Below are 11,746 nucleotides of genomic sequence, written 5' to 3'. Positions count from 1 at the left end.
CCAGTGGAGCACCGGCTACCAGACCGACGGCCTGCACTCCTTCGCCAACGGCATCGCCACCATCGAGGGGGGCACCCACGAGGAGGGCTTCCGCGCCGCGCTCACGACCACGGTCAACCGCTACGCCAAGGAGAAGGGTCTCCTCAAGGAGAAGGACCCGAACCTGGCCGGTGAGGACATCCGTGAGGGTCTCACCGCGATCATCTCGGTCCGCCTGCGCGAGCCGCAGTTCGAGGGCCAGACCAAGGCCAAGCTCGGCAACCCGCCCATCAAGACCCTCGTGCAGAAGGCGACCAACGAGAAGCTCGGCGACTGGCTGCAGGAGCACCCGACCGAGGCCAACAAGATCGTCAAGAAGGGCATCGCCGCCCAGCGGGCCCGGGCCGCGGCCCGCCAGGCCCGCGACGCGACCCGCCGCAAGTCCGCGCTCGACGGCGCCGGCATGCCCGACAAGCTGAAGGACTGCTCGAGCCGCAACCGCAGCGAGTGCGAGCTGTTCATCGTCGAGGGCGACTCTGCCGGCGGCTCGGCCATCAAGGCACGTGACCCGCGGGTCCAGGCCATCCTCCCCATCCGCGGGAAGATCCTCAACGTCGAGCGGGCCCGCCTCGACAAGATGCTCAAGAACATCGAGGTGCAGGCCCTGATCTCGGCCATCGGGGCCGGCGTGGGCGAGGAGTTCGACCTCGAGAAGCGCCGCTACGACAAGGTCATCTGCATGTGCGACGCCGACGTCGACGGCAGCCACATCCGCACCCTGCTGCTCACGTTCTTCTTCCGCCAGATGAAGCCCCTGGTCGAGAACGGCAACATCTTCATCGCCCAGCCCCCGCTGTACTCCACCGAGGTGGGCAAGGAGAAGGTGTACCTGAAGGACGATGCCGCCCGGGCCGCCTTCCTGGCCGAGCGGCCCAACCACAAGAAGGACTTCGGGCGCCTCAAGGGCCTGGGCGAGATGGACGCCGAGGAGCTCCACGTCACGACCATGACCCCGGAGAACCGCACCCTCCTGCGGGTGGACGTCGAGCAGGCCGCCCTGGCCGACGAGGTGATGTCGATCCTGATGGGTGAGGACGTCGACTCCCGCAAGCAGTTCATCGTCACCAACGCCGGTGACGTCCGCTTCCTCGACATCTGAGGACCCGCACGCCATGACTGACGACAGCACCCCCACCCCGACCCCCCCGCCGGCGCCCCCGCCCGGCGCCAGCGAGGTGGTGGCCCGCGAGCCGATCGAGCCCATCGAGATCCAGGAGGAGATGGAGCGCTCCTTCCTGGACTACGCCATGTCGGTCATCGTGTCCCGGGCCCTGCCCGATGCGCGCGACGGCCTGAAGCCCGTGCACCGCCGGATCCTGTGGGGCATGCACGACATCGGGGCCCGCCCCGACCGCAGCCACCTCAAGTCGGCCCGGATCACCGGCCACGTCATGGGCTACTTCCACCCCCACGGCGACGGCTCCATCTACGACGCCCTGGTGCGCATGGCCCAGCCCCACTCGCTGCGCCACGTGCTGGTCGACGGGCACGGCAACTTCGGCTCGCCCGACTTCAGCGCCGCCGCCTCGCGCTACACCGAGTGCCGCCTGGCCCCGCTGGCCACCGTGCTGCTCGACGGCATCGACGAGGACACCGTCGACTTCGTCGACAACTACTCGGGCGAGGTCACCGAGCCCACCGTCCTGCCGGCCCGGTTCCCCAACCTGCTGGTCAACGGCAGCCAGGGCATCGCCGTGGGCATGGCCACCAACATCCCGCCCCACAACCTGGGCGAGGTGGTGGACGCCACCATCCACCTGATCGACAACCCGGACTCGACCCCCGAGGACCTGATGAAGTTCGTCCAGGGGCCGGACTTCCCCAAGGGCGCCCTCATCATGGGCCGCCAGGGCATCGTCGACGCCTACCGCACCGGTAAGGGCTCCATCCGCCTGCGGGCCGTGGCCGAGATCGAGGAGGGGGCCCGGACCGACCAGATCGTCGTCACCGAGATGCCGTACCAGACCTCCATCTCCAAGACGGCCAAGGAGATCAAGGCCCTGGTCGACGCCCGGGTCATCGACGGCATCTCCGACGTCAACGACGAGTCGGCCCGGGGCAAGACCCGCCTGGTCATCAAGCTCAAGCGCGACGCGCCGGGCCTGGTGGTCCTGAACAACCTCTACAAGCACACCTCCCTGCAGACCAGCTTCGCGGTGAACTGCGTGGCCCTGGTCGACGGCGTGCCCCGCACCCTCAACCTGGTCCAGGCCCTCCAGGCCTACGTCGACCACCAGGTCGAGGTCATCACCCGGCGGTCGCAACACCGCCTGTCCGAGGCCGAGCGGAAGCTGCACATCCGCGAGGGCGAGCTCAAGGCCATCGACGTCATCGACGAGGTCATAGCCCTCATCCGGGGCTCCGACGACCGGGCCGCGGCCAAGGTCGGCCTCATGGCCGAGCCCTTCGAGTTCTCCGAGGTCCAGGTCGAGCACATCCTGGACATGGCCCTGGGCCGGCTCACCCGCCTGGCCCGCATCGACCTGGAGCGCCGCATCGCCGAGCTCCAGGGCGAGATCGCCGGGCTGCAGGCCATCCTGGCCGACGAGGCCAAGCTGCGGACCGTCATCAAGGACGAGCTGTCCGACGTGCGGGACCGCTTCGCCAACGAGCGCCGATCGATCATCACCCTGGACCCCGGCGAGATGAACGTCGAGGACCTCATCGACGACGAGGAGCTGGTGCTCACCCTGTCGGAGAAGGGCTACATCAAGACCGTGGCGGCCGACACGTTCCGGGCCCAGGGCCGGGGCGGGCGGGGGGTGGCGGGGGCCAAGCTGCGCGACGGCGACTACGTCAGCCACATCCTGACCACCACGTCCCACAGCTACCTGCTGTTCTTCTCCAACCTCGGCCGGGTGTACCGGCTGAAGGCCCACGAGATCCCCAAGAAGGAGCGCACGGCCCGGGGCACGGCGATGCCCAACCTGGTCCAGCTCCAGCCCGGCGAGCGGATCCAGGCCATCATCGACACCCGCGACTACGAGTCGCAGCCCTACCTGTTCTTCGCCACCAAGCTGGGCCAGGTCAAGCGCACCCGCTTCACCGAGTACGACTCGTCGCTGCGCACCGGCCTCATCGCCATCAACCTGCGGGACGGTGACGAGCTGGTGCGGGTGCTGCCCACCGACGGCGGCGCCGACATCCTCATGATCTCCAAGCTGGGCCAGGCCATTCGCTTCCCGGAGGACCAGGTCCGGGCCATGGGCCGGGCCGCGGCCGGCGTGCGGGGCATGAAGCTGCGGGCCGGCGACGAGGTGGTGTCCTGCGACGTCTGCCGCGACGACGTGGCCATGCTGATCGTCACCGACGCCGGGTACGGCAAGCGCACCCAGCTCGAGCACTTCAACGCCCAGGGCCGCGGGGGCCAGGGCGTGCGGGGCATCAAGCTCACGGCCAAGAAGGGCTCGGTGGTGGCCGCCTTCATGGTCGGCCTCGATGACGAGGTCTTCGTGGTGGCCTCCGGGGGTGTCGTGATCCGCATGCCGGTCCGGGACATCTCGTCCCAGGGCCGGGACGCCACCGGCGTCCGGGTCATGAACGTCGACGACGGGCAGTCCGTGGCCGCGGTGGCCCCGGTGCTCTCCGGCGACGACGACGCCGCCTAGAGCTCGACGCGCCCCCCGGGCGCCGACCTCCGACGGCCCGCCGGGGCCGGATCGCCCCCCGTGGGGCCGCCGTCCCGCCCCGCCGGAGGTCCCCGTGCACCGCCACCGCTCCACCCGCCGCCGTCCCGCCCCCGAGGGGGGCCAGGCCGTCCCCCTGCTGGTGGGGGCGGTGGCCCTGGCCGGGGCCCTGGTCCTGGGCCTCGTCCACCACGGTGCCACCGCCCTCGACGCGGCGCGGGCCCGGACCGCGGCCGACGCCGCCGCCCTGGCCGGGGCGGCCGAGGGGGCCGAGTCGGCCCGCCGCCTGGCCGCGGCCAACGGCGCCACGGTGGTCGAGGTGGCCGCCGTGGGCGACGACGTGGTGGTGACGGTGCGGGTCGGGCGGGCCTCGGCCACGGCCCGGGCCCGGCGGGAGGGCACGTGGTGCGACGTGGAGACGGGGGAAGGCCCGGCGATCTCGTACACTTCGCCACCGTGTCCGTCGAGTCAGGGCTAGGTGCCCCCGTCGACCGGGCGGCGGCCGCCCCCACCGCCGCCGGTGGGGAGCGCGCCCGGTCACGTCCCGAGGCCCGGGCTCGGCGATCCGGCCCCGCGCTGGCCGATGCCGTCAGCACCCCGCTGCGGGCCGGGGGACGGGGCCAGCCCCGGCCGCAGGCCCGCCGGGTCCGGCGGGTGCTGCGCCGGATCGAGCTCTGGTCGGTGCTGAAGGTCAGCTTGGTGTTCAACACCGTGATGCTGGGCGTCGCCCTGGGCGCGGTGGCCATGCTGTGGGGCCTGGCCAACACCACCGGCCTGATCGAGGACCTGGAGGGCTTCCTCCGCGACTCCGGCTTCGAGGACTTCCGCTTCCAGGGCGATCGCATGTTCCGCCAGGTGGCCTTCATCGGGGCGGTCGGCGCCCTGGCCTTCACCGTCTTCACCGTCCTGGCCACGGCCCTGGTCAACCTGATCAGCGAGGTCACCGGGGGGATCCGCCTGATCGTCCTGGAGGAGATCGTGGACGGCGAGCCGGCGCGCCCGTCCCCGGCGCTCTCGGCCCCGCCGGCGCCGCCCCGGCCCCCGGCCCCCCAGCCTCCCGCCGTCGCCCCCGCCCGGCCGGCCCCGGCCCGTCCGCCGCCGCCGCCGCCAGATCCGATCGACGGCGGAGCTCCGGTCCGCCGCCGCGCTCCGGCTCCCGGTGATCGCCCGGCGCGCTCGGGCCGGCCCGGCGCCGCTCGGGCGGCCGAGGACGGTGATGGCCGGCCCGGTCCCCGGGCACCGGGCACCCAGGGTTCGCGCCGTCGCGCCGGTCGTGCCCCGGGCCCTGCCGATCCGGCCCCGCCGGCTCCCTGACCGGCCCCGCCGGCCCGTGGCGGGTGGGTGGCGACCGCCGGCAGCCGACGGATAGTGTCCACCGGCCCCGGGGCTATAGCTCAGTCGGTTAGAGCGCACCCCTGATAAGGGTGAGGTCGCTGGTTCGATTCCAGCTAGCCCCACGCAGCACCTGGTCGTGGCCGGTGGTGTGCCCCCCGCGACCCGGCGGGCCCACCATCCCTCGGCCCGGGTCGCCCCCGGTGCCAGGCTGGTGGCCGGGACGCCCGTGGTGCCGATCCCGCCGACCGACCTGGAGCGCACCCCGTGACCCTTCTCCGACGAGCACTCGTGGCGCTCGGCCTGGCCGGCCTGGTGGCCGCCTTCGTGCGCCTGCGTGGCACGGGCGGCACCCCTCCCCAGTCCGGTGGGTGGCGGGAGCTCTCCGGCCCCGACCTGCGCTGATGCGGGCCGCCGTCCTGGGACTCGGCGCCGTGGGGGCCCGAGTCGCCCGCCAGCTGGCCTCGACGCCGGGGATCGACCAGGTCGTCCTGCGCGACCCCCGGCGCGACCGGCGCCAGGAGGTGGCGGCCTCGCTGGGCGAGGTGGCGATCGCCGAGGACGAGGCGGTGACCGCGCCGCCCGAGGCCGATGTCGTGGTCCTGGCCCTCCCGCCCGGCTCCCACGCCGCCGCCGCGCTCCCCTTGGTGGAGCGGGGGATCTCGGTGGTCTCCACCTCGGACGCCGTCGAGGACGTCGAGGCCCTGCTCGACCTGGGGCCGGCGGCCGAGGTGCGGGGCGTGCACGTCGTGGTGGGGGCGGCCTTCTCGCCGGGGCTCACCTGCCTGCTGGCCCGGCACGCCGCCGACCTGTTCGACGAGGTGACCGAGATCCACGTGGCCCGCTTGGGCACCGGCGGGCCGGAGTGCGCCCGCCAGCACCACCGGGCCCTGGGGGGCACGGCCGTGGACTGGCGCGACGGGGGCTGGCAGCGCCGCCCGGCGGGCTCGGGGCGGGAGCTGTGCTGGTTCCCGGATCCGGTGGGGGCGGCCGACTGCTACCGGGCCGCCCTGCCCGACGCCCTCCTGCTGGTGAACGCCCTGGGCGAGATCGACCGGGTCACGGCCCGTCTGGCCGCCACGCGGCGCGACCGGCTGACGGCCCGGCTGCCCATGCTGCGCCGGCCGCACCCCGAGGGGACGGTGGGGGCGGTGCGGGCCGAGGTCCGGGGCCGGATCGACGGGCGGTACGAGACCATCGTGTACGGCGCCTTTGACCGGCCGGGGGTGGCCAGCGGGGCGGTGGCCGCGGTCGTGGCGACGGCGGCGGCGCGCCGCGAGCTCGGGGTGGCTCCCGGCGCCGGCGGCCTGGCCGCCTCGTCCCGAGCCCGCGATCTGCTGGCCCACCTGGCCGAGAGGGGGGTCAAGACGGCGGCGTTCACTGGGTGACTCGATTCCTTGCGCCGGCAAGATGAGCCGTTCGGCCCTTGTGAGTGGTTTTCTCACCACATAGAGTGTTGATCTGGCGCGAACGACCCCGTTCCGTTGGGCCGAACGGCCCATTTCGCAGGACGGGGCTCATGCGAGTCAGCGCAGGGCCGACGGATGGTCCGGGATGAGACCACGAAACTTGGAGGGGCAGATGCCCGCCCGGGACGAGAACGAGATCCACCGACTGATCGAGGACAACCTGCCTCTGGTGCGCCACGTGGTGTTCCAGGTGGCGGTGCACTTCCCTCGTCACGTCGACCGCGACGAGCTGGCCACGGCCGGCGCCCTGGGGCTGGTCGAGGCGGCTCGCCGCTACGACGACTCCCGTGGCGTGCCGTTCGACCGCTTCGCCGCCCAGCGCATCCGGGGCGCCATCCTCGACGCCGTGCGGGCCGCCGATTGGGCCCCCCGCTCGGTCCGCACCCTGGCCCGCAAGCTGGAGCAGGTCGAGCAGCGCCTCGCCACCCAGCTCGGACGGGTCCCCACCGCCCACGAGAAGGCCGACGCCCTGGGCATGGACGCCGCCGAGCTGCGGCGCCTGCAGGACCGGATGTTCCGCTCGGTCGTCTTGGCCCTCGAGTACGAGGTGGCCGACGACGACGAGGAGCTGACCCTGGTCGACGTCCTGGCCGACGACCACACCAAGGAGCCCTCCGAGGAGCTGGAGTCGCGGGAGCTTCACGCCTACCTGCGCGACGCCGTCCACCTGCTCCCCGAGCGCCACAAGCTGGTGATCGTGGGCTACTTCCTGGAGGGACGGAAGTCCCAGGACCTGGCCGAGCTGCTGGGCGTGACCGAGTCCCGCATCTCGCAGCTGCGCTCCGAGGCCCTGGCCATGCTCCGCGACGGCATCGAGGCCCAGTACCAGCCGGGTGACGACGAAGAGCCCTCGGGCCGGGTGGCCCGCCGCAAGGCCGGCTACGCCAACGCCATCGGCAGCGCCACCGACTGGGGCGACCGCCTCACCGCGGTGGCCCTCAGCTAGTCGCCCCCCCGTCCCGGCCGGGCCCGGGACCATGATCGAGTCGAGCCGGCCCCCGCGAGAGCGGGGGCCGGCCCGCGCCCGGCCCGCGTCAGGCCTCCGGTCCCGGGGCCAGGCGAGGCCTCCGGGCGCCGCCCGGCGCGGCCTTCGTTCCACCGTGGTCCGGGACAGGACGGCCCGCGGCCGGCCCGGCTCGCCGCAGGGCGGGGCCGGCGGGGGAGCGGGCTAGCGCAGGAAGGCCAGGAGGGCGGGCATGCGGAGGCGGCCGCTGGCGGCGATGACCTCGTTGAGGAGGCACTCGATGCTGCCGGGGTCGAGCTCGGCGGGCTGGCCGGGAGCCAGGGACCGGGCCGGGGCCAGCACGCTGCCCTCGAGGGTGCGGCCCACGATCTCGCCCGGCGGCGCTGCCCGGAGGGCCTGCGACGGCCAGGCGCCGGTACGGGCCAGCTCGGCCAGGCCGTCCCGGCCCCGCTCGGCGATGTGGTGGCCGTGGAGCTCGATCTCCGCCACCAGGGCGCCGAGGCTGTCGTGGTGGTCGCGGAGGATGCCGGCCCAGGGGGCGCGGGCGCCGGTGGCCAGGGCCCGCAGCGAGGACCCCTCGGCGGTGGGGTCCACGCCGAGGCGGCCGACCACGGCGGCCCGGGTCAGGTCGGCCTCGCAGGCCAGGCGGCGGGCCCGGTGGAGATCCTGGGTGGCCCAGGCCAGGTAGCGGGCCTCACGGGCCTCGACCAGCAGCTGGAGGGCGACGAACCGGTAGCGGAGCTGCTCCAGGGCCCCTCGTTGGTGCTGGAGCGCATCGGCGAGGTCCTGCACCCGGATCTCCTCCCGTCGTGGCATCCGATCCATCCGGGGGGACCATCGGCTCCCGAACCCCGAGTTTGAGCACCTGGGGTGAGGAAGTCGAGACGCTAAGTGGTTGAAGGGTGTACGTCGGGTCCGGGAGCGCCCTGGGCCCCGATGTCGGCCGGCGGAGGGGCCAGCGCCCCGGATCGCACCACCACCACCGCGGCCCCGGCCGCCACCCCGAGAGCCGCCGCGGTGGCGGCCCGGTCGACGCCAGCGGGCAGGTCCGTGGGCAGCACGGCGCGCCAGAGCACGGCCGCCCGCACCAGGGCCCAGCCCCCCGCCGCGGCCGCGCCGGCCAGGGCGGCCACGGCCCGAAGGACCCGGCCCCGCTGGAGCACGGCGATGACACCGGCCACCGCGGCCACGGCCGGCAGGACCACCACCAGGGGGGAGGTCGGGGCCCCCGGCGGGCTGGCCGCCCGCTGGGCCACGCCCGCCACCACGCCGGCGCTGCCGGCCACCAGGACGGCCAGACCGGCGACGGTCACCGGCGGCAGGCGCCTGGCCACCAGGACGGTGGCCGCGGCCAGCACCAGGGCCAGGCCCAGCCAGGGCAGGGGCGTGGGCCCGTCGAGCAGCCGGTAGCGCCCGGCGACGGTCACCGGCTCGCCGTCGACCACCAACGGCACCTCCCAGGCCAGGCCCGTGTCGGTGCGGGCCGCGGGGGGCGCCCGGTCGGCCATGTTGTGGATGCGGTGGTCGTGCCAGGCCCAGCGGCCGTCGGTGGCCACCGTGCGCCACCGGGGCGGGCCGCCGGCGGTGTCGGCGTCGCCGGTGCCGTCCCGGCTCTGGTTGACGGCGAAGGCCACCGAGGCCTGGTTCTCCTGGACCCGGCCGTCGGCCAGCACGCGCAGGTACGGCTCGGGGTCACCGGCGTCGTAGCCGGGGACGGTGACGGTGTGGCCCCGCACCACCTCGATCAGGAGGAAGGCGTCACCGCCGGCCACGGAGGCCCGCACCCCCTCGACCGCCGGGTGGACCCGGACCACCTCGGAGCGGTAGTCGGTCGGCCCCGGCGGGTCGGCGGCGGCCGGCGCCGCCGGCAGGAGGACCAGGGCCAGGGCCGCGGCCCCGCCCAGCAGCAGGCGCCGGCGGCGCCCCGGGCGCGGCGGGGGGGCGGGGGCGGGGGACCGGGGGGGGGCCACGGGGCCATTGTGGTGGGTGGCCGTCCCGACCGGCGGGTCGGCGCCGAGCCGCGGTCAGCCCGGGGTGCCCCCCGGTCGTCGGGCGGCGCGCCCGCCCAGCAGGGCCAGCAGCGCGTCGTGCAGGGGGCCGCTGGAGGCCAGGCCGCTGCCGTGGCCGGGCCCCGCCTCGCCCTCCAGGGAGGTGAAGCGGCCCCCGGCCTCGGCCATGAGGACCGGCACGGGCGCCAGGTCGTAGAGCTCGGCGATGGGGTCGACCATGGCGTCGATGCGACCGGTGGCGACCAGGGCGTAGCCGTAGCCGTCGCCCCAGGTCCGAAGGGAGGCACCGGAGCGTTGGACGGCCATGAGGGCCTCGTCGGACCAGGCCCCCAGGCCGCTGGTCGTCACGTAGGCGTCGGCCACCGACTCGCAGGCCCGGACCCGGGCCGGCTCGTCGTTGCACCAGCACCCCAGGCCCCGGCCGGCCCACACCGTCTCGCCCAGGGCCGGGAGGTTGATGACACCCACGGCGATGCCGTGCTCGTCCTCGAGGGCCAGGAGGTTGGAGTACAGGGGCACCCCGTGGGTGAAGGCCTTGGTGCCGTCGATGGGGTCGAGGATCCAGCGCCGGCCGCTGGTGCCGGCGGTCTCGGGCTCCTCCTCGCCCAGCACGCCGTCGTCGGGGTGGCGCACGGCCAGCTCGGAGCGGATGAGGCGCTCGGCCTCGCGGTCGGCCTGGGTCACGGGCGTGCCGTCGACCTTGCGGTCGACGGTGAGCGTGTCGGCCCGGAACCAGCGGAGCGTCACCTCGCCGGCCATGCGGGCCAGCTCCACCGCCTCGGTGACCAGGGCGGGATCGGCGGCGGGGGCGGCGGGCGCGGCGGGCATGGCCGCATCATCGCACCCGCCCCGGGAGCGGCTGCACCCCGGTGCCGGCCCCTCAGTTGGTGGTCGCCACCACCCGGGCGTACTCCTCGCCCAGGCGCATCATGTGCAGCATGTTGCCGTTGCTGTGCGGGCTCCAGATGGTGATGTCGTCGGCCGAGGGCATCCGCCGGAGCATGCACCCGAAGGCGCCGATGACCTGGACGGCGCGGTCGGTGTCACCCCGGTACTCGGGCGACTCGCTGAACTGCACCATGACCCAGCCCCGGCTCGACCCTCCGGCCAGCCTCTTCATCCAATAGGCCATGCCCTCCTGGTCGGGGGCCCGGCCCAGGACGTTGCGGTAGATGCGGTCGACGAAGGCCTCGTCGCCCAGGTCGCCGTAGCGGGTCACGAACTCGTCGGAGGTGGCGAAGAACTCCGAGATGCGGCTGAGGGCCGTGCCCGAGCGCCGCCGCCCGATCCAGTAGGTGAAGCCGTCCAGGTCGGGGCGCCGGAGGAAGTAGGCCTGGTAGAGCCGGGTGACGGCATGGACCCGACCGTCGCACTCGTCGCCCTCGAGCATGAAGGCCATCATCTGCTGGGGCGACCAGTTGCCGCTGTCGAGGAGCTCGGACCAGTAGGCGAGGTCGGTGGCGGACGGGGCGCGGCCCAACAGGTCCCGGAACTGGCGGGTGACGAGGTCCCGGGAGGTGTCCCACGGGGTGAAGGTCTCCGGGGGGACCGCCGGGCCCTCGCGGGCCGGCGCGGCGGCGTTCAGCGAGTACTTGGCGTTGACGGCCGCGGCGTTGTACCAGTTGGCGTGGGGCATGCGGATCTCGAAGTGGAGGTGCGAGCCGGACCCCTCGGCGTTGCCGCTGTCGCCCAGGTAGGCGACGTGTTGGCCCTTCTTGACCCGGCTGCCGATGGCCAGGCCCGACGCGAAGGCGTACTGCCGGGGGTTGCGCCCGTCGTCGGTGCCCGGGGTGTCGTTGTTGATGTGCAGGTAGCAGTAGTACCAACCGTCGTCGCCCTTGATGTAGAGCGAGTTGCCGCCGCTCTCGTGCCGGAGCTCGACCACGGTGCCGGCGACGCACGACAGGAGCTTGAGCATCTTGTTGCCCATGAGGTCCTGGCCCTCGTGGCGCCGCCCGCCGCCGCGGGGGGCCAGGTAGGTGTCGGTCCAGCTCACGGGGCCGAGGACCGGGAACATGATGGGCCTGGTGTGGACCTCGTTGGCGGGACGGGGTTCCAGGAAGCCGAAGTCGCGGGTCTGGCTCTCGGGGTGGTCGACGGCGGCGGCGACGCCGGCCGGGCTCTCCGTGGTGGCCCCGGCGGGCAGGGACGAGAGGGCCAGCGCGCCGGTGGCGGCCGCCCCGCCGATGAGCAGGTGGCGCCGGCTGAGGGCCCGCTCGACGGGGGGGGTCGGGGACGGGCAGCAGGAGCAGTCGGGCATGAGCGCCGGGCCTCGTGGGTCGGGAGGGGAGGGTGGTCGGCGTGGGT

At 74.3% G+C, this 11,746-nt stretch carries 10 protein-coding genes and 1 tRNA gene; 7 read left to right on the top strand and 4 right to left on the bottom strand.

What is annotated here, in order from left to right; genetic code table 11:
- The 7 genes from VEW93_08800 to VEW93_08770 all read left to right on the top strand — a co-directional run.
- On the top strand, positions 1-1,138 hold a 1,138-nt coding region (locus VEW93_08800), incomplete at its 5' end, for a toprim domain-containing protein (GenBank protein ID HYI61886.1).
- A 13-nt stretch (positions 1,139-1,151) separates the two neighbouring features.
- Positions 1,152-3,647 carry a DNA gyrase subunit A gene (gene gyrA / locus VEW93_08795; GenBank protein ID HYI61885.1) on the top strand — a complete coding sequence of 832 codons (2,496 nt, stop codon included), beginning with the start codon at positions 1,152-1,154 and terminating at the stop codon, positions 3,645-3,647.
- Between the two features lie 94 nt (positions 3,648-3,741).
- The gene (locus VEW93_08790) at positions 3,742-4,143 is read left to right on the top strand and encodes a hypothetical protein (GenBank protein HYI61884.1); all 402 of its coding nucleotides are present in this window, start codon (positions 3,742-3,744) and stop codon (positions 4,141-4,143) included.
- Positions 4,122-4,979 carry a DUF3566 domain-containing protein gene (locus VEW93_08785; protein HYI61883.1) on the top strand — a complete coding sequence of 286 codons (858 nt, stop codon included), beginning with the start codon at positions 4,122-4,124 and terminating at the stop codon, positions 4,977-4,979. The genes VEW93_08790 and VEW93_08785 overlap by 22 nt, the downstream gene beginning before the upstream one ends.
- Positions 4,980-5,048: 69 nt before the next feature.
- Positions 5,049-5,122 (top strand) — tRNA-Ile (locus VEW93_08780).
- A 279-nt stretch (positions 5,123-5,401) separates the two neighbouring features.
- Positions 5,402-6,385, top strand: a complete 984-nt coding sequence (locus VEW93_08775; GenBank protein ID HYI61882.1) for a Gfo/Idh/MocA family oxidoreductase — start codon at positions 5,402-5,404, stop codon at positions 6,383-6,385.
- Positions 6,386-6,578: 193 nt separating this feature from the next.
- Positions 6,579-7,412: a FliA/WhiG family RNA polymerase sigma factor gene (locus VEW93_08770; GenBank protein ID HYI61881.1), complete on the top strand. Its 834-nt coding sequence runs from the start codon at positions 6,579-6,581 to the stop codon at positions 7,410-7,412.
- A 222-nt stretch (positions 7,413-7,634) separates the two neighbouring features.
- Here the strand turns inward: VEW93_08770 and VEW93_08765 are convergent, their stop codons facing one another.
- From VEW93_08765 to VEW93_08750, 4 genes are all read right to left on the bottom strand, one after another.
- Positions 7,635-8,246: a hypothetical protein gene (locus tag VEW93_08765; GenBank protein ID HYI61880.1), complete on the bottom strand. Its 612-nt coding sequence runs from the start codon at positions 8,244-8,246 to the stop codon at positions 7,635-7,637.
- A gap of 71 nt (positions 8,247-8,317) precedes the next feature.
- Positions 8,318-9,400 (bottom strand): hypothetical protein, encoded by a 1,083-nt coding sequence (locus VEW93_08760; protein ID HYI61879.1) that lies wholly within the window; start codon positions 9,398-9,400, stop codon positions 8,318-8,320.
- Positions 9,401-9,454: 54 nt separating this feature from the next.
- Complete coding sequence (locus VEW93_08755; protein ID HYI61878.1) at positions 9,455-10,267, bottom strand: inositol monophosphatase family protein; 813 nt, start codon at positions 10,265-10,267, stop codon at positions 9,455-9,457.
- A gap of 52 nt (positions 10,268-10,319) precedes the next feature.
- Entirely contained in the window at positions 10,320-11,699 is a 1,380-nt protein-coding gene (locus VEW93_08750; GenBank protein ID HYI61877.1) for a DUF4214 domain-containing protein, read from the bottom strand.
- Between the last annotated feature and the right edge of the window lie 47 nt (positions 11,700-11,746).

This window comes from Acidimicrobiales bacterium (assembly GCA_035630295.1).
In the GTDB taxonomy this organism is placed as follows: domain Bacteria; phylum Actinomycetota; class Acidimicrobiia; order Acidimicrobiales; family Iamiaceae; genus Iamia.
Note: the sequence above shows the minus strand (reverse complement) of the source record. Positions and strands in the feature narration are given on the sequence as shown.

Excerpts from the sequence above, each read along its gene's own strand:
- gyrA (HYI61885.1), top strand. The coding sequence starts at position 1,152 with ATGACTGACGACAGCACCCCCACCCCGACCCCCCCGCCGGCGCCCCCG.
- VEW93_08775 (HYI61882.1), top strand. The coding sequence starts at position 5,402 with ATGCGGGCCGCCGTCCTGGGACTCGGCGCCGTGGGGGCCCGAGTCGCC.
- VEW93_08770 (HYI61881.1), top strand. The coding sequence starts at position 6,579 with ATGCCCGCCCGGGACGAGAACGAGATCCACCGACTGATCGAGGACAAC.
- VEW93_08765 (HYI61880.1), bottom strand. The coding sequence starts at position 8,246 with ATGCCACGACGGGAGGAGATCCGGGTGCAGGACCTCGCCGATGCGCTC.
- VEW93_08755 (HYI61878.1), bottom strand. The coding sequence starts at position 10,267 with ATGCCCGCCGCGCCCGCCGCCCCCGCCGCCGATCCCGCCCTGGTCACC.
- VEW93_08750 (HYI61877.1), bottom strand. The coding sequence starts at position 11,699 with ATGCCCGACTGCTCCTGCTGCCCGTCCCCGACCCCCCCCGTCGAGCGG.